This is a genomic window from Komagataeibacter rhaeticus (assembly GCF_011611525.1).
Lineage (GTDB): Bacteria > Pseudomonadota > Alphaproteobacteria > Acetobacterales > Acetobacteraceae > Komagataeibacter > Komagataeibacter rhaeticus.
On record NZ_CP050139.1, the window covers coordinates 1458974 to 1477019 of the forward strand.

The 18046-nt window shown below is 63.9% G+C and carries 11 protein-coding genes; 5 read left to right on the forward strand and 6 right to left on the reverse strand.

The window, feature by feature from the left end:
• The first annotated feature begins 159 nt into the window (after positions 1-159).
• The gene (locus GWK63_RS06610; protein WP_223846698.1) at positions 160-2484 is read left to right on the forward strand and encodes a mechanosensitive ion channel family protein; all 2325 of its coding nucleotides are present in this window, start codon (positions 160-162) and stop codon (positions 2482-2484) included.
• Positions 2485-2551: 67 nt separating this feature from the next.
• Here GWK63_RS06610 and GWK63_RS06615 read toward each other — a convergent pair whose 3' ends face one another.
• The 3 genes from GWK63_RS06615 to GWK63_RS06625 all read right to left on the reverse strand — a co-directional run bounded on the left by GWK63_RS06615 (position 2552) and on the right by GWK63_RS06625 (position 5274).
• Positions 2552-2857 carry a hypothetical protein gene (locus tag GWK63_RS06615; protein WP_007398234.1) on the reverse strand — a complete coding sequence of 102 codons (306 nt, stop codon included), beginning with the start codon at positions 2855-2857 and terminating at the stop codon, positions 2552-2554.
• A gap of 150 nt (positions 2858-3007) precedes the next feature.
• Positions 3008-4369 carry an Nramp family divalent metal transporter gene (locus tag GWK63_RS06620; protein WP_039998758.1) on the reverse strand — a complete coding sequence of 454 codons (1362 nt, stop codon included), beginning with the start codon at positions 4367-4369 and terminating at the stop codon, positions 3008-3010.
• Positions 4370-4815: 446 nt separating this feature from the next.
• A complete protein-coding gene (locus tag GWK63_RS06625) occupies positions 4816-5274 on the reverse strand; it encodes an RcnB family protein (RefSeq protein WP_007398238.1) in 459 nt (152 codons plus the stop codon).
• A gap of 410 nt (positions 5275-5684) precedes the next feature.
• On the opposite strand from GWK63_RS06625, the gene GWK63_RS06630 reads away from it, so the two are divergent.
• A complete protein-coding gene (locus GWK63_RS06630; protein ID WP_007398240.1) occupies positions 5685-7025 on the forward strand; it encodes a hemolysin family protein in 1341 nt (446 codons plus the stop codon).
• 55 nt (positions 7026-7080) lie between these two features.
• Here the strand turns inward: GWK63_RS06630 and GWK63_RS06635 are convergent, their stop codons facing one another.
• Positions 7081-11256, reverse strand: coding sequence for a hypothetical protein (locus GWK63_RS06635; RefSeq protein WP_099963242.1), 4176 nt, complete (start codon positions 11254-11256; stop codon positions 7081-7083).
• 82 nt (positions 11257-11338) lie between these two features.
• On the reverse strand, positions 11339-12292 hold the full coding sequence (locus GWK63_RS06640) for a hydrogen peroxide-inducible genes activator (protein ID WP_007398242.1): 954 nt from the start codon (positions 12290-12292) through the stop codon (positions 11339-11341).
• A gap of 144 nt (positions 12293-12436) precedes the next feature.
• On the opposite strand from GWK63_RS06640, the gene ahpC reads away from it, so the two are divergent.
• The 3 genes from ahpC (at position 12437) to GWK63_RS06655 (ending at position 16347) form a co-directional block, all read left to right on the forward strand.
• Complete coding sequence (gene ahpC / locus GWK63_RS06645; RefSeq protein ID WP_007398243.1) at positions 12437-13000, forward strand: alkyl hydroperoxide reductase subunit C; 564 nt, start codon at positions 12437-12439, stop codon at positions 12998-13000.
• Between the two features lie 75 nt (positions 13001-13075).
• Complete coding sequence (gene ahpF, locus GWK63_RS06650) at positions 13076-14662, forward strand: alkyl hydroperoxide reductase subunit F (protein WP_007398244.1); 1587 nt, start codon at positions 13076-13078, stop codon at positions 14660-14662.
• Between the two features lie 293 nt (positions 14663-14955).
• A complete protein-coding gene (locus GWK63_RS06655) occupies positions 14956-16347 on the forward strand; it encodes an NAD-dependent succinate-semialdehyde dehydrogenase (RefSeq protein WP_099963241.1) in 1392 nt (463 codons plus the stop codon).
• A gap of 19 nt (positions 16348-16366) precedes the next feature.
• Here the strand turns inward: GWK63_RS06655 and GWK63_RS06660 are convergent, their stop codons facing one another.
• Positions 16367-17941, reverse strand: coding sequence for a glucoamylase family protein (locus GWK63_RS06660; RefSeq protein WP_172459713.1), 1575 nt, complete (start codon positions 17939-17941; stop codon positions 16367-16369).
• Positions 17942-18046 lie beyond the last annotated feature (105 nt).

Genomic DNA, 18046 nt, shown 5'->3' on the forward strand with positions numbered 1-18046 from the left:
ACAGCAGTCGGGACGGAAAAGATGCGATACCTTACGGATACATGCCGCCATGGCATGGGGCGCAATCCCGGATCCGCAGGCGTGACGCCAGCCGGGTCGGGCCGCCATCATGCCGGCAGGTGGCGTGGCATCGTATGGATGCTGCTGGGGCTGTGGGTCATGGCGGGCAGCGTGGCCGGATACGCGGCCGGAACGCAGCCCGCCGCCATGACGCGCGAACAGGCGCGGCAGGTGCTGGACGTGATCAATGACCCGGCAAAACGGGCCGAATTCGAAAATACCCTTGCCGCCATTGCGTCACAACTGCCTGCGGCAGCGCCGGCCCCCGCACCGGCCGCAACCGTGGCCGCGCGGCCGGTATCCGTCCAGCCCGACAGTCTGGGCAGTGACATCGTGCAGGATGCGTCATCCCTGCGGGGCAAGCTGATTGTCCAGGCGCAGCATTTCGTGGCCCTGTTTGGTGATCTGGTGTTTGTCGTGCACTGGACGCATACCATCTTTGCCGATCCGGACTCCCGCATCATCCTGCTTGACGCCGTGGGGCGGGCCACCCTTATCCTGCTGCTGGCGCTGGCGGCGGAACACGGTTTTTCACTGCTTCTGCGCAGGCCGCTGCTGAAAGTCACGGCGCGTGCCATGGCAACCGAGCAGCGACTCAACCTGCATGCCCCGCCACAGGGCATGTCCGCGCCATCCACCCCGGATGCAGCGGGCAGCGATGACAGCGCGGCACGCCAGACACAGCAGGACGACATGCAGGCCCAGCATGCCACCCTGCGGCTGCTGGCCCGGGTGCCCTATTCGCTGCTGCACCTGCTGATCAAGCTGCTGCCGGTCGGACTGTTCTTTGCGCTGGGCACCAGCTTTGCCTACCTGCTGACCACCACCCAGCAGGCCAGGGCGGTGACCATCACGCTGACCAATGCCTATGTGGTTGCCCGTGTGGTCTACCTGCTGATGGAGACGCTGTTTGTCCCCCGCTCGCCTGCCATCCGCCTGTGCAGCGCCAGCAACCAGACGGCCTTCATGGTCACGCACTGGCTCAATTTTCTTGTTGCGGCCCCCTCGGTCGTGGTCTGCCTTTCCACGCTGGGTGGCGTGTTCGACATGCCCGCGCGCGGCACGGAAGCGATCATCCGCAGCGTGGTGCTGGTCGAGCATGTGCTTGTCGCCATCTTTACATGGCGTGTGCGCACCCATGTCGCAACGGCCCTGCAACCCCCGGCACGGCTGCGCGCGCAGCCTTTCTGGATGTTTGTCGGGCGGCTGGTCCACCTGTGGTGGGTGCCGGCCATGTTCTTCAATTTTGCGCTCTGGCTGATCTGGGCCACCCATATCAGTGGCGGTTATGCCTGGATCATCCGCACGGTCATCCTGACCACGGCGGTCGTCATCCTGTCGCGTGTGCTGTCGGTCGTGCTCTATAACCTGCAGAACCGGCTGTTCCATGTCTCGCCCGCGCTGGAGGCACGTTATCCCGGCCTGCAGGCGCGGATGGACTATTATTATCCGGTTTCGCGCAAGATCCTGTCCTTTCTCATGTTCTTTGCCACTGCCATCGTCTTCCTGCAGGCGCTGGGGCTGCCGGCCATCCACTTCCTTGTCCATGGCAGGCTGGGGCAGAAGCTTATCGGGGTGATCGGGTCGGTGCTGGTGGCCTATACGGTGGCCATCTTTACGTGGGAAGCGGCCAATGCCGCCCTGCAGGGCCAGATCACGCGCTTTGAAAACTCATCTCAGACCGGACGCGCCAGCCGGCTGCGTACCGTACTGCCCATCATCAAGACGGTGCTGCTGGCGCTGATCATCATTATCGTGGCGGTCACCACGCTTTCACAGATCGGGATCAACGTGGCGCCGCTGCTGACGGGGGCCGGCATCATGGGTGCGGCCATCGCCTTTGGCGCGCAGAGCCTGGTCAAGGATTTCATTACCGGCTTTTTCATGCTGGTCGAAAACGCCATTCAGGTGGGCGACTGGGTTACGGCGGGGGGTGTCGCGGGTACGGTGGAACACCTGTCCATCCGCACGCTGCGGCTGCGTTCGATCAATGGCGACCTGCACATCATTCCATTTTCGGAAGTCTCGTCCATCGCCAATACATCGCGTGACTATAATCTGGTTGTGGTCGATATCATGATCGACCTCGGGCAGGACACGCAGCAACTGACCACCATCTTGCATGAGGAACTGGAAGAACTGCGCAAGGAACCGCGTTACACCCATCTTGTGCTGTCGGATTTCAAATTTCTGGGGATCGAGCAGGCCGATGGAAACGGCGCGCGCTTCCTTGGCTCGATCCGGACGTCACCCGGTGCCAAATGGACGGTCTATCGCGCCTATTACAGCAGGCTTGCCGTGCGCATGAACCGTGAGGGGATCAAATTCCCCGTTCCCAGTTTCCTCAACCTGCTGGGCAACCCGGATGGGGACAGGGGGCTTCAGGTGGCACTGGCAGACAGGCCCCGCACGCCACAGGCGTAAGGGGTGGCCGCGCCCGGTAGCAGGGCGCGGCCGTACTCTTTACGGGCAGAAGAGAGGGAGCGGCGCTTCAGGCCACGCGCACGTCAACCCGGTGCAGCCCCTTTGCGGCATGGGCATCGGGGTGGCCGGTGTGGAAGGCTTCCTCCGGCAGCAGTTTCATGTCCGTCATGTCCGACAGGGACAGGGTGCTCCATTCACCCATGGGGGGAATGCCCTTGGCATGGGCGTCTTCCCCGCGATAGATCAGGACCTGGGCCACGCCGTCACTTTCACCCAGTGCATGGGGTGAGCCAATGTAGTTCTTGCCATTGAAGGTAAAGCCGACGACGATTTTCTTGGTGATGGCTTCCCGAAGTGTAGCTGCAACTGACATAAATGGTTTCCATATGAATAAACAGGGGATTACCGTATGTTATAACGGATTGCGTCTGTTATAGCCTGCCCGGGGGGAGAAAGAAGCCTTTCAGCCGGGCGGCGGTTGCAACACTGCCGTGCGTCAAAGTGTTGCAACCTTTGCACGGCGTCAGGCCAGCGTGTCGTACAGCAGCTTGAAGTTCAGCAGCACGATGACCAGCGCCACCAGCCACGACAGCACGGCCATGGGACGGGAAATGACAAATGCCCCCATCTTGTCGCGGTCGGATACGAACAGGACCAGCGGGACGACGGCAAATGGCAGCTGCAGCGACAGAATGACCTGACTGGCCAGCAGCAGTTCGCTCACGCCCCGGCTGCCATACAGCACGGTCATGACCAGGACCGGCACGATGGCCAGCCCGCGTGTCAGCAGCCGCCGTGCCCAGTGCGGGATCTGCAGGCGCAGGAATCCCTCCATGATGATCTGGCCTGCCAGCGTGCCGGTAACGGTGGAATTGGTGCCCGCCGCCAGCAGGGCCAGCGCGAACAGTGTGGAGGCAATGCCCAGCCCCAGCACGGGGGAGAGCAGGCGGTAGGCATCCCCGATTTCGGCAATCGCTTCGTGGCCGGTGCCATGAAAGGCGGCGGCGGCCACGATCAGGATGGCGGCATTGATGAAAAGCGCGAACATCAGGGCGATGGTGCTGTCCCATGTGGCCCAGCGGATGGCTTCCCGCCGTCCCGGCCCGGTGCGGTCATAGGCGCGGGTCTGTACGATGGAGGAATGCAGGTACAGGTTGTGGGGCATGACGGTCGCCCCGATGATGCCGATGGCGATATAGAGCATCTGGCTGTTGGTAATGATCTGCGCCGAAGGCAGGAACCCGCGCAGAATGGCCGCAACCAGAGGTTGTGCCGCGGCAACCTGAACGGCAAAACACACGGCGATCACGCTTAGCAGCCCGATGACGAAGGCTTCCAGGTACCGGAAGCCCCGGTTCATGAGCAGGAGTACGATAAAGGCATCCAGCGCCGAAATCAGCGCGCCTGCCAGCAGTGGCAGGCCGAACAGAAGCTGCAGGGCCACCGCCGTGCCGATGACTTCGGCCAGGTCACAGGCGATGATGGCCAGTTCGCAGGCCAGCCACAGGACAATATTGAGCGCGGGCGGAAAATGGTCGCGGCAGGCCTGCGCCAGATCCCGTCCCGTGGCAATGCCCAGCCGGGCGGACAGGGCCTGCAGCAGGATGGCCATGAAGTTGGACAGCATGATCACCGCCAGCAGCGTGTAGCCAAACTGTGCGCCGCCCTGCAGGTCCGTGGCCCAGTTGCCGGGGTCCATATACCCCACCGATACCATGTAGCCCGGCCCGACAAAGGCCAGGAACCGCCGCAGCCACGACGCGCCGGGACCGGGCACCCGCACGCTGGAAAAGGCTTCGGGCAGGGTGTTGCGTTCGGGTTCCGCCGCCGTGGCAAAACGCCAGGCGGAACGGGCGGGGGCAGGGGGCGGCTTGCGGGCTGTCATGCCGCCAGTCAATCCGATCACCCTTTAATATGCAATATGCTATATTAAATTGCACAAGAGAATTTTATCAGCACAGGCAATACATAGGCTTGGCCTTGGAAACTGTTTGAAAACAAACCGTTGATAAAAAACAATAAAAGTTTTTGGGGGTGCCCTTTTTCAAAAAGGCGGCGTTCTTTCGAAGCTTGTGCAAAAAGCTTCACCAAGAACGTCTTTTAATTTTAAAGCGCTATCATGCGCTGACTGATCAGGCAGTCTTTTATGGCCTGCGGGCAAGGCGTGCCCGGCACCGGGCGCCTGCGGTTCTGTTACGGGGGCAGGCCGTACGGGTCCCACCCCGCCCGTGGGCGGGATGGGAGTTGTCGCGCATCATCAAAGGTACCGGCCTGTGGCCGGGCTTGCACGATCATGGCGCGGGTGGGCATGGCGCGGGTGGGCAGGCGGGATCAGCGGATCTGGGAGGCAACGGTTGCGCTGACAACGCCCGCAATCACGCCCGTGGTCAGCGCGGTCAGCAGGTACTGGTTGCCATAGCGCATCCACTGATAACCCGCCGGCGGCGCGGAAAGCCCATGGTAGCGCTGCCAGTCATTGACCACCCAGCGGCTGTTGCGCGGGCCATCATAACGCTCGCCCGCATGCCATGTGCGGTTCATGTCGGGGTTGTTGTCATGCCAGTTGTCCCGACCGTGTCCGTCGGGACGTTCCGCCATCTGGCGGCCATGCATGTCATGCGCCGGGGCATGGCGGTCGGACATGTGGCCCGGCCCGTTATCCGGCCCGTGGCCTTCCATCTGGCCCGGTCCGCCCGGCCCGCGCTGCGGCCCCATGGACTGTGCATGGGAGAGGGGGGCAAAGCCCATCAGGCAGGCCGCGCTGAGGGCAAGAAAGGATCTGGTTTTCATTAATGGCCTAACCTTGTCATTTACCGTTCTGATCGTAGAGACTATCTCCAACGCGGGAAACCGCTGTTGTACATTCTTTAAAAAAGATAATTTTCAGGCCATCCGTGCCCGCAGGGGCGGTCCTGTTTCCTGCCGTATCACTGGCATGTTGTTATCGCCCGTTACGGTTTTTATAATGGTCCTGTCCCGCAGGATCAGGCTGCCTGCCCGCCCATGCCCTGATCGGCCCCCGCCCGTGCGGGCCGGGGGGGCGCGGGTCGGGACGGCCGGGTTACGGTAATGGAGCCGGGATATTGTTGATAAACCGCAATGTAATACGGAAAAACGCTTCGGATCGATCTGTATATATTCATACGCATTTACACGATGACCTGCTATGAAGGGCCTGCGACTGTTTTTTAGGTGCTGTGGTGATCCTGTTCTTCTCTGGCCTGATGGCGCTGGTGCTGCTGGTCGCACTCAATATCTTTATTTCGCTGTCCGAAATCTCGTTTGCCGCCGCGCGCGACGTGCGCCTGCGGGCCCGTGCGGAAGCGGGGGACGAGCGGGCAGGCGCGTTCCTGCGGCTGCGGCGCAACAGCGGGCAGGTCATGACGGTGCTGCAGATATGCCTTAACGGCGTAGGCGTGCTGGGCGGCATGATCAGTTCGGAAATGCTGGCCCCTTCGGTGGCTGGTGGACTGATGGGCTGGCACCTGTCCCGTGCCACGGCCGAAACGCTGGCCTCCGTTTTCGGGTTCGTGCTGGTCACGGGCCTGTTCGTACTGTTTGCCGACCTGCTGCCCAAGCGCATCGCCATGAACGCGCCCGACAAGGTGGCCCTTGCGGTTGGCTGGTTTCCTGCCGCGGCCCTCCGGGTGCTCTATCCTATTGTATGGGTGTTTTCGCGGTTGTCGGACACCATCCTGCGTGCCCTGAAAATACCGGCTGCCGCAACGGTGGAGCCGGTAACCCCCGAAGACCTGCGCGCCATCCTGGCGGCCGGCACGGCGTCAGGCGTATTGCTGGAACAGGAGCACCAGATGATCCAGAATGTGCTGGGCCTGCAGGACCGTTCCATTACATCCGCCATGACGCCGCGTGATGAAATTGTGTTCCTGGACGTGCAGGAAAGCATGGAAGTGCAGAAAACCAAGGTCCGTGCCAAGCCCTATTCCCGCTACCCGCTATGCGATGGCGGGCTGGATACCGTCATCGGTTCCATCCGGGCGGAAGACGTGCTGGCCGCCGTGGTCGATCCCGAACAGCCCGGACCCGCCACGCCCGACCATAGGGAAAGCACACCCGGCGGCCGGGCGATCTTCCGCATGCGGCGCGATGTGCTGTCCGTGCCCGAGACAATCAACCTGTGGGATACGCTGGCCCAGTTCGATACGCACGGCGTGGGCTTTGCGCTGGTGGTCAATGAATATGGCCTGGTTGTAGGGCTGATCACCTTCAAGGACATCATGGGCGCACTGATGGGCGGGCTTGCCAATCCGTTCGAGGAACAGCTGATCGTGCGCCGTGATGCCCATTCGTGGCTGATCGACGGGGCGGCCTCCATCGGGGATGTCAGGCGTGAACTCGATGCCGTGGATCTGGATGAAAACGGTCCGTTCGACACGATTGGCGGCTTCGTCATGCACCACCTGCGCCGCATGGCCCGCAAGGCGGACCGGGTGGATACCGACGGGTTCCGTTTTGAAGTGGTGGATGTGGAGGGATTCCGCATCAACCAGCTGCTGGTCACCCGGCTGGGACAGCACTGATCCCGTTCCGCCGGCGGGCTGCCCTGTATGTCGGGCCGGCTTTCCGGACAGATTCCTAGCGGTGCAGCTTTTTCCTGATCGTGGCCTGCAGGTCGCGTATTTCCTTCAGTACGGGCTGGTAGGTTTCACGATCCGACTGGGCCAGGTCGGTATAAAGGGCGCTGGCTTCATGTGCCGTCTGCAGGGCGGTTTCGTACTGTTTGTAGATGACGTGGTACAGCGCAAGGTCCAGCAGGCAGCGCGCCAGTGGCGCACGGAATTCCTGTGGCCTGCGGGCGGCAAGGTGACGGTACTGCACCAGCGCCAGCTTCAGGCTTTCCATCGCCCGGTCAATCTGCTCTAGCCCGTTAAGGCACACGAACAGCCTGTACTGGCTGTCCGCCAGCGGGGCGCGGTACTGCTCCGGCCCGGTTTCGTACAGGCTGGTATACAGTGCCGTCGCTTCCCGCGCGCTGTCCAGTGCGCTGGACCAGAGGGGGGGCTGGGCCTGCAGCTGCGCCGCACAGAGTGCTATAAGGGCCTCTGCCAGTTCCGGCACGAAAAGATGGGGATGCTGCCCGTCAAGCCCGTGATAGATGGCCACGACATGCCGCAGACTGGCCAGCGCTTCGCCAGCCGGCGCCCCCGATGCGGGGGGCAGCGCCGTGAGCATGGCCAGCGCCTCGGTCAGGGGCAGGCGTCCTTCAGCCGGGTCGTCCGCCGTCACGTCCTTCAGCAGGGCCACGGCTTCCATAATGGATTCCCGTGCCGCGGCATGGCATGAAAAACTTTCCTGCACCCGTGCCTGTTCCAGCAGGGCCTGGGCAAAATCGGGCCGGGCACAGGCCACATCCGGGCAGCCGGGCAGGAATTCTTCCTCCGTGGTGGCCATGAACACGCGGAACAGGGCAACGGATTTCTGGCATGTGCGCAGGGCGCTTTTCCCGGCCCCCATCCGCTTCTGGCGGGCGGCCAGTCCGGTCATGGCGCGGGCAAGGAACCAGCGGTAGAAAATCCGGCCATGCTCCACCAATGTGGCGTAGAGGGCCATAATCTGCCCGATGGTGCGCAGGACCTCCTCCTCGTGTCCCGGCGCTTCAAGGGCACGCAGCCTGACGGTCAGGAGTTGGGCGAACTTCTCGGGCACGGTGGCATTCCTGCCATGCTCCAGCCCGACATCCAGCACGGCCTGATGGAAGGGGACCGCCCGTTCCGTTACCGCCAGCGCCTGTTCCGGCTGGCCATCGTCAACCAGCAGGCGGGCGACCTGTTCCAGACAGGACATGAAGGGGGCGATGAATGTCTGCGGATGAAGGCGGGTCAGGGATTCAAGCCGGGGCAGGCTTGACCGGAGCAGCGCCAGGCGCTCCGCCTGTTGCTCCGGCCGGGCCAGAAGGTCGGACAGGCTGCCCATGGTATAGGCAATATCATTCAGGAACGGCTCCGGACTGCTGGCGGCGCATGCCTCCAGCAGTTCAAGGCATTCGGTATAGAAGCCACGCGCCCGTGCGTAATGACCCCGTTGCAGTGCGCTGGCGGCACTTTCACGCAGCAGGGCGGCAAGTAATTCGCGCTGCCCGTCATCATCAGGGGTATGGGCCGCCAGCTCCCTCTGCAGGGGGATCAGGGCCTGCATCAGCTGTTCCATCTCCTCCATGCGGCCGTGGCGCTTGAACAGTTCACCAAGGATTTCGGTCGTTTCCAGCAAGGGCTGGTGGAAGGTCGCCGCGTCCTCCCGTGTCAGGGCCAGCAACTGGTCGATGGCGGCCCAAAGGGTACTGGCCGCCGCGTCATCCTCGCCGTTTTCCTCCAGTCGTTTTGCTAGCAGCACCCGGTTTTCGACCAGTTTTGGCGTGAACCGGCGGGGATTGTCGCGTGCCAGAAGGGCCAGTTCGTCCACCGCCTCACGCGTGGCCTGCACGCTTTCGGCCAGCCGGGGCGGCTCAAGCGTGACGTAGCGCAGGCCCAGCCGCAGCAGCAGGTCCGACAGCATCGGGCGGAACGCCCGCGGGTTTTCCGCTGCCAGCACCCTGTAGCGGGCTACTGCCTCCATGATGGAATGGAGCGAGGCCGCGTGCCGGCCCACCGCGTTCTGGAACAGGGAAAGCATTTCCAGGCTGGCCCCGATCTGGGGGCGGTAGTCGCCTGTGTCGCGTTCTTCGAGCAGGGTATGGAGGGAAAAACTTTCCTCCAGCGATTTCAGGGCTTCCTCATGACGTTTCAGGGCGTACTGCATGCTGGCAACCTGGCGCAGTGCCCGCGCGAGGCCGGGCAGCCCGGTATCGGGGTCCTGCCGGGCCAGCGGCGTGTACAGGATCACGGCCTGCAGCGCGTTCTCCACCGCATCCTCGTGCTGCTGCTGGCCTGCCTGGCAGGCCGAAAGGACAAGATGGCTTTCCGCAAGTGCCGCGTCATGGTCCGTCCCGTCCGTTCCGGGCAGCAGGGTCTGGATGTCCAGCGCCCGGCGCACGGCCTGTTCGGCCTGTCCGTACTGTTTCAGCCCGCATCTGCTGTCGGCCAGGATGCGCAGGCTGCGCGCGCGTAGCGGCAGGCAGGCGCTGTCCTGCGTGGCAAGTCGGGTATACAGCGTCACGGCCCGCCGGGCGGCTGTCAGGGCCTCGTCATGATGATGCAGGCTATTTGCATACGCCGCCAGCGCATCAAGCCCGGCGGCCAGCGCGGGATCGAACGCCACGGGGCTGACCTGGGCCAGTGTGGTGTGAATCGCCACCACCTGCCGCGCGCAGTCCAGCGCGGCATCCTGGTGGAACAGGGCCGCATTGCGGCGGAACAGGGCCGCCAGCGCCCATGCCAGTGGGGCGTGGGGGGATGAGGGCGGCTGGCCGCGCAGCAGAGTGACCAGTCTTTCGGTCGCCTCCAGCGCGACCGTCCCGATCGTGGGGGGATGCAGGGGCATCTGGATTGCAAGGCAGGATAGCGTGGCCCGGTCATGCAGGCGGGCAGGCCCCAGATGCCGCAGCCACATGACAGGCAGGCCGGGCGGGTACAGGCCCGGATTCTGGCACAGTCGCGCAATCCCCGTGGCCAGGCGTGTGACCATGGACGGATGGGCCATCAGCGTCTCGAGCAGCCCGGTCCACCGCGCGGCGGGCAGGGGATGGGCCAGATGGATGCAGACCGCTTCCGTCAGCAGGCCCGGCAGGCCGGCCGCCCCGCCCTCCGTCATGCCGGGCAGGGCATGTAGCGCGTGCAGCGCCTCATCGGTGGCCGGGATGTCCTGACCGGCCGCGGCCTGTACCGCCGGGCGGATGCAATCGGCTTCCAGCCCGCCGCAGATCTGGCTGGCAGCGGCCAGGCAGGGCAGGACGGGATACAGGTCTTCAGGCACGGACGGGTTGGTTGGCCATGCCTGTTCAAGATATGCCACATGCAGCGCCGCCGCGCGTGCGAGCAGGGTGGACGCGGCCAGCCGCCGGGCTTCCAGCAGTCCATCACACGCGGCTACAAGCCCGAACAGGATGGGGAACAGGGTTGCGTGTCCGGTACCGAGTGCCTTGAGCCGGGGGGCCAGCCTGCGGGCGGCATCGGCGGGCAGGTCGCTGCCGCCCGCCGCCCGGTAGGCGGCAGCGAACACCGCGAACCGCGCGTGCGCGCTGGCCAGCGGGCCAAGTATTGGCCAGCGCGTGGCCGGCAGGGCGGCGGCAGGCAGGGGGCTGCCCGCCTCCGTCGCCCCGAAAATGCTGTCCAGCCACAGATCGTCCAACCCCGTGCGTTCCAGCAGCAGGAAGCGTAGCGGGTGGGCACCCGGCTTCTGGCGCAGCACGGCCGTCAGCCATGTCCTGACCTGTGTGGTCCGGGCGGCCGCGTTATCGATGATGACCAGCGTGGGCTGGTGCCACACCGTCCTGAATTCCGTGGCGGGGAACAGGTCGGGGCCGCCGGCCGGCAGGAACCCCGCCAGCCAGCCGCGCTTGCGGGCACGGGCCGCGATTTCCATGCCCAGCCGGGTCTTGCCCTGTCCTGCCCTGCCGGTGATGATCCGGACCGATGGGGCCGGGCCTTCCCCTTCCAGCCACTGCATCGCGGCGGCCAGGTGTTCCTCGCGTTCCTGAAAGGGGATGGCGTGCGCGTTGCCCGCGTGCAGGGGGCCGGTTCCGCCATTTTCGTCATTGTCAGGGGTGATCAGGGGCAGGGAATGGCTGACAGGTGCGTCCTGTCCGGGTTGGCTGTATGATATTTCCAGAACTGTATTGCTGGTACTGGAATAATTTTCAGGCTTGTCCCGGCTCATTGCTTGAAGATACCCACTGGTCTGAAGCACGATAGCTGACACCCTATATGTCCCGCCCCGTCATGACCACCGGATATTGCCCTCATGCGTTGTCACTACCGGCGTGCGGGGGCAGGGCGGCGGGGGTGCAGCCATCGGGTGTATGCTCGCGCAGGAAACGCGCGAATTCGGCAAAGGCCGCGCCACGCGGGTCGGATGCCCGCCAGACAAGCCCGATGGTGCGGCTGGCGCCGGGCAGCGGGGTGAGTGTGATCAGTTCCTGCCATGCCTGCCTGTTGCGCAGTGCCAGGCGGGGAATGAGCGAATACCCTTCCCCCGCGCCGATCATGTGCCACAGCATTTCCAGACTGGTGGCAAGGCGCTGCCGTGCGTGCCGGGGGGACATGCCGCACAGGGCCAGCGCCTGGTCGCGCAGGCAGTGCCCGTCCTCCAGCAAAAGCAGGTCGGGGCCGTTCAGGTCCGCCATGGCCAGCGGCTGGCGACGGGCAAGCGGATGCTCGGCGGGGAAGGCCGCCACGAAGGGTTCGTCAAACAGCGGGGCACAGGTAAAGCCATCGCCGCTGACCGGCAATGCGGCGAAAACCATGTCCAGCGCGTCGTGGCGGAGCATGCCCAGCATGGTATCGGTCAGGCTGTCGGTCAGTTGCAGGCGCAGCTGGGGGTAGGTGCCGCGCAGCAGCGGCAGCAGGTCCGGCACGTAATAGGGGCCAAGTGTTGCGATCACCCCGATGCGCAGCAGCCCCGCCAGCGGGCCGGTCTGCACGCGCGCGGCCTCGATCATGGCGCGGGCGGCGGCCAGCACGTCGCGCCCCAGTGCGATCAGGCGCGCGCCATCGGGCGTGGGGGCGACATGACGGCGTGAGCGCTCGAACAGGACCACGCCCAGCAGCGCTTCCAGCTTGCGCACCTGTTCGGACAGGCCACCCTGGCTTACGCCGCAGCGTTCCGCCGCACGGGAGAAATTGCGCAGGTCATCCACCGCCACAACATATTCGATATCACGCAGTGACAGGCCGGAGAGGGGGATATAGCTCATTTGTATAGATAGGACCGATATGGACCGATTTGTAAAAAGGTTTTTCCGATCACACCCATTGACAGAAACAGTTTCCCCGCATTTCGTGTGTGTGGGACAACAGGCCCGTCAAAACCTGACAAGCGAAAGCAAGGAGCATTCGACATGGCACGCATCAATTCGTCATTGAAGCCGTTCGAGACCGACGCCTTCCATAACGGCAAGTTCATCAAGGTGAGCGATGCCGATGTGAAGGGCAAGTGGTCCGTATTCTTCTTCTATCCGGCGGACTTCACGTTTGTCTGCCCGACGGAACTCGAGGATCTTGCTGACAACTACGAAACGTTCCAGAAGCTGGGCGTGGAAATCTACTCGGTCTCGACCGACAAGCACTTCACCCACAAGGCCTGGCACGATACCTCGCCCGCCATCAGCAAGATCAAGTATGTCATGCTGGGCGACCCGACCGGCCACATCGCACGCAATTTTGATGTCTATATCGAGGAAGCGGGCCTGGCCGACCGTGGCACCTTCCTGATCGACCCGGAAGGCAAGATCCAGTACATGGAAGTCACCGCCGGCAGCATCGGCCGCAGTGCCGCCGAACTGATCGACAAGATCCAGGCCGCCCAGTACGTCGCCTCCCATCCCGGCGAAGTCTGCCCGGCCAAGTGGAAGGAAGGCGGCGCAACGCTGACCCCGTCGCTGGACCTCGTGGGCAAGATCTGAGCCCTGCGGTTCACGGCCCAGCCCTTCGGGGCCGGGCCATCCGGCCCCCTTTCGGAAAGAGCGGAGAGTTTTCCCATGTTGCAAGATCCCATCAAGACGCAGCTGAAGGGCTATCTGGCAGGGCTTGCGCACCCCGTCGTGCTTGAGGCCTCGCTGGATGACAGCCCGAAATCGCGCGAGATGCATGAACTCCTGCATGAGGTCGCCGCCCTTTCCGACAGGGTGCAGGTCTCCGAAGCGGGACAGGCCACAAGGCGGCCCTCCTTCGTCATCAGGCGCGAAGGGGGCAGGGCGGGGGTGAGCTTTGCCGCCATTCCCATGGGGCATGAGTTCACGTCCTTCGTGCTGGCGCTGCTGCAGGTTGGGGGCCATCCGCCCAAACTGTCCGATGATGAAATCGCGCAGATAAAGGCGCTGCCGGGGCCATACCATTTCGAGACCTATGTCTCGCTGTCGTGCCAGAACTGCCCCGATGTGGTCCAGGCGCTCAATGCCATGAGCGTGCTCAACCCCAATATCAGCAACGTCACGATTGACGGGGCGCTGTTCCAGGACGAGGTCACGGCAAAAAACATCATGTCCGTGCCGCAGGTCTACCTCAATGGCGCGCCGTTCGAGACCGGGCGCGCCGACATCGAGCAGCTTCTGGCCAAACTGGACGCCGATGCGCCCCGGCGTGCGGCGGAAAAGCTGAAGGATATCGCCCCGTTTGACGTGCTGATCATCGGCGGTGGCCCGGCGGGGGCATCGGCTGCGGTCTATGCCGCGCGCAAGGGGCTGCGCACGGGGCTGGTGGCCGAACGTTTTGGCGGCCAGGTCATGGATACGGCGGGGATCGAGAACTTCATTTCCATACCCGAAACCGATGGTCCGAAGCTTGCCGCGGCACTGGAGGCGCATGTGCGCGCCTATGACGTGGAAATCATCACGGGCCAGCAGGCAAAGGAACTGTTCCCCGCCCCGCAGCCCGGCGGGCTGCACGGGGTGGCGCTGGAAAGCGGGGCGATCCTGCACGCCCGCACGGTCATACTGGCCACCGGCGCCCACTGGCGGCATCTGGGCGTACCGGGGGAGGAGGAATACCGCAACAAGGGCGTGGCCTACTGCCCGCACTGCGATGGTCCCTTCTACAAGGGCAAGCGTGTGGCCGTGGCGGGCGGTGGCAATAGCGGGGTGGAAGCCGCGATCGACCTTGCCGGTATCGTGGCGCATGTCACGCTGCTGCAGCGCGGCTCACACCTGAAAGCCGACAAGGTGCTTCAGGACAAGCTGCGCACCCTGTCCAACGTCACGGTCCTGACCGAGGCCCTGACCACGCGCATCGAAGGTAACGGCAGGAACGTAACCGGCCTGACCTATCGCGGCGGCGACGGGGCGGACCACCATGTGGACCTGGAGGGCGTGTTCGTGCAGATCGGCCTGCTGCCCAATACCGGCTGGCTGAAGAATACGCTCAGGCTCAGCGATTTCGGGGAGATCGTGGTCAACGACCATGGTGCCACGTCCGTCCCCGGTGTGTTCGCGGCTGGCGATGCGACGACAACGCCCTACAAGCAGATCGTCATTGCCATCGGGGCTGGGGCAACGGCCGCGCTTTCGGCTTTTGACTACCTGATCCGCGTGCCCGTCGCGGCGGCACAGCCGGTTCCAGCCCCGGTATAAGGGCTGCCTTGAAACAGTCCGCCGGTCAGGGAAGCAGGGGTTCAGGACACCGCCTTTTTTAAAAGGCGGTGTTCCCCCAGGGTTTTCCGAAGAAATCTTCACCAGAGCATATTGATGTCTGCCGGATGTTTCCGGGCAGGCTTTCCGGGCTGACCCGTAAACACCACGCAACCCTTCGGCCTGCGTGCCGTTGCGCAGGGACAGGCAGCCCGCAGCGGCGCGTGCCATGAATACGGTACGCGGGCCACCGCCACACGGGACGGGCCTGGTGCACCGTGTACGGAGGCAGACCAATGGCGTACAAGACAGTCAACCCGTTTACCAACGAGACCGTAGCCACATTTCCCGACCTGACGGATGCGGAACTGGCCCACAGGCTTGACCGCGCGCAGGAGACCTACAGGCAGTGGTCCCGGCTGCCCTTTGCCCGGCGCGCGGCCATTGTGGGCAGGGCGGCGGAACTGCTGCGGACCCACAGGGACGAATATGCCCGTTACCTGACGCTGGAAATGGGCAAGCTGTACCGCGAGAGCCTGGCCGAGGTGGACCTCTCGGCCGATATCCTGCAATATTATGCCGATAACGCCGAGACATTCCTCGCTCCCCAGAAACTGACTGAAAAAAGCGGCCGGGGCGATCAGGCCATGGTGGTCAGCCAGCCGCTTGGCATCGTATTTGCCATCGAGCCCTGGAATTTTCCCTACTACCAGCTGGCCCGCGTGGTCGGGCCGCAGTTCATGGCGGGCAATGTGGTGGTGGTCAAGCATGCGTCCAACGTGCCGCAATCCGCTGCTGCCTTTGAACAGCTTTTCGCCGATGCCGGTGCGCCAGAGGGGCTGTACACCAACCTGTACGCCACCCGCGACCAGCTGGCCACCATCATTGCCGATGACCGCGTCATAGGCGTGGCGCTGACCGGCAGCGAGGGGGCAGGCGCCATTGTTGCTTCCCAGGCGGGCAGGGCGCTCAAGAAAACCACGATGGAACTGGGCGGCAGCGATGCCTTTATCGTGCTGGATGACGCGGATCTGGAAAAATCGGTCAGATGGGCGGTCTGGGGCCGCATGAACAATGGTGGGCAGTGCTGTGTGGCCGCCAAGCGCATCATCGTGGCCGAACCCATTGCCGATGCCTTTCTGGACCGCTTCGCCACCGAACTGGGCAAGCTTGTGCCGGGCAACCCGATGGATGAGAAAAGCGGCGTGCCGCCCCTGTCATCCCAGGCGGCGGCCGACCAGCTTAATGAACAGGTGGAGCAGGCGGTCAGGCACGGCGCCATTGCCATGCGTGTCGGCCCCACGCCCCCCAATACCGGCGCGTTCGTGCAGACGACCATCCTGACCAATGTGGAGCCGGACAACCCCGTGTTCCATCAGGAACTGTTCGGCCCGGTGGCCATGTTCTTCCGTGTCAAGGATGACGAGGCGGCGATAAACCTTGCCAATGACAACCCGTATGGTCTGGGTGGTTCGGTCTTTACCCGTGACATTGCGCGTGGCGTGTGCGTGGCCGAGCAGATCGAGACCGGCATGGTCTATATCAACCACCCCACCTGGACCACGTCCGACCTGCCCTTTGGCGGGGTCAAGCGTTCGGGGTTCGGGCGGGAACTGTCATCCATGGGCATACAGGAATTCGTCAACAAGAAGCTGATCGATGTGGTGCCCATCGATGCCGCGCCCTGATGGCGGGCAAGCGCCCCCGCTATGATGGATGGGCCGGCGGTGGCGCGTCATCGCCCGTGGGGTGGCTGGCCCGGGTGGTGGTGGCCGGCGCTGGCGCAAGCTGCGTGGTGCGGGTATCGGGAGCCGCCACGGCGGGTGCCGGTGCCGCCGGAAGCCAGCCCCCCTCAAACCCTGCGCGTTCCAGCCCGGCGCGGATATGGGGGTTGCGCTTCATCACGTTCCACACCAGTCCCGTGCGCCAGTTCTCGATCATGAGCAGGATCGGCCCCTGGTCAATGCCCAGGTATTCACTGTCGGTCCAGTAGGACTGGCCGCTGTGGAAGCTGGGGTTGAATGCATCGACAAAACCGTACCGGCCATAGATTTTCTGGCCATAGCGGTTCTTCATGTCGCGCAGTGTGGGCAGCACGATCTCGGGCGCAAAGGCTATGGAACCGGCAGCGGCGGTGGGGGCGATGGTGCCGTCATCCTGCGTGTAGTCACGCCCCGCGCCCCGGGCGGAATAGGACAGGAAATGCCGGTCCTGCCCATCCACCTTCCGGGTGCTTTCCCCCGGCCCGTCACATGCGGTCAGGCCCCATGTGGTGGCGCTGTAGCCCTGCCATCTGCCGGGATTGGCAATGGCATAGGCCTGCTGGGCATAGACGGCGCGGCGGCTGTTCTCGAAATAGTCGATCTGCCTGCCACGCGCCCATTCATCGCGCACGCCGCGGAAATCGATCCAGGCATGGCTGTACTGGTGGCCGAACAGGGGCGCGAAGTTGAGGAAGGTCTGCCCGTAATAATCCCCCCAGCGCTGGTTGTTGGTGGAAAGCCATGCCTGCCACGACGCGGGTTCCAGCGGATGGGTGGGGGAACCAAGGCCAAGGATGTAGGCCATCATCCCCTCGCTGTAGCCTTCCCAGTAACTGGGAATGAACTGGTGCTCGGGACTCCAGCCCATGCTCAGCCGGTTGTCGGGGCGTTTCATCCACTGCCAGTCCACGCGCCCGTACAACCGGTCGGCCAGATCGCGTATCGTGGCTTCCTGCGGGGTGCTGCGGTCATAGAAGGACCGGGCGAACAGAACCCCCTCCATCAGCAGCGCCGTGTCGATGCTGGAAAGTTCTATGTCATGGCTGTAGCGCAGTCCCGTTTCCCTGTTGAGGAAATGGTAATAGAACCCGTGATAGCCTGCGGCGGCATCCGGGCTGTCATTCTGGGGGGCGTCCAGCAGGTAGCGCAGCGTGGCCAGCGTGCGGGTGGCCGCCTGCGCACGGGTTATGTAGCCGCGCGTGGCGCCAATGCCATAGGCCGTCAGCCCGAACCCGATGGAGGCGACGCTGCTGAATGTCTGGCCGGACGGGTAGCGGTCGGGCACCAGCCCGGTGCGCGGATCGCCCGCATCCCAGAACCACTGGAAGGTCCGGTGTTCCAGGTCGCTGATCATGGCCATGTCCGCCGGGCTGGCGGCAGGGGCGGCGGGCAGGGTGGCCGCCACCCCCGTGGCCGCCGGCTGGTCCACGGCAAGGGCGGGAAGGCTGGCAAGGGATGTGCAATATATCAGTGCCGATATGAAAACACCCGCGCGGCCCCCCGTTATACGAGGTCGCAAAGCCCAGTCTCCTGCCCGTTATTGCCTGATCTTTATGAATTCACATCAGGGATGATGGCAAGAGACCATCCATCGTTTCGCTGTCATCATGGTATTGCAAAGTGT

Bases quoted from the DNA above. Each gene is read 5' to 3' on its own strand.
- GWK63_RS06610 (WP_223846698.1), top strand. From the start codon at position 160: ATGGCGGGCAGCGTGGCCGGATACGCGGCCGGAACGCAGCCCGCCGCC.
- GWK63_RS06615 (WP_007398234.1), bottom strand. From the start codon at position 2,857: ATGTCAGTTGCAGCTACACTTCGGGAAGCCATCACCAAGAAAATCGTC.
- GWK63_RS06620 (WP_039998758.1), bottom strand. From the start codon at position 4,369: ATGACAGCCCGCAAGCCGCCCCCTGCCCCCGCCCGTTCCGCCTGGCGT.
- GWK63_RS06625 (WP_007398238.1), bottom strand. From the start codon at position 5,274: ATGAAAACCAGATCCTTTCTTGCCCTCAGCGCGGCCTGCCTGATGGGC.
- GWK63_RS06635 (WP_099963242.1), bottom strand. From the start codon at position 11,256: ATGAGCCGGGACAAGCCTGAAAATTATTCCAGTACCAGCAATACAGTT.
- GWK63_RS06640 (WP_007398242.1), bottom strand. From the start codon at position 12,292: ATGAGCTATATCCCCCTCTCCGGCCTGTCACTGCGTGATATCGAATAT.
- ahpC (WP_007398243.1), top strand. From the start codon at position 12,437: ATGGCACGCATCAATTCGTCATTGAAGCCGTTCGAGACCGACGCCTTC.
- ahpF (WP_007398244.1), top strand. From the start codon at position 13,076: ATGTTGCAAGATCCCATCAAGACGCAGCTGAAGGGCTATCTGGCAGGG.
- GWK63_RS06655 (WP_099963241.1), top strand. From the start codon at position 14,956: ATGGCGTACAAGACAGTCAACCCGTTTACCAACGAGACCGTAGCCACA.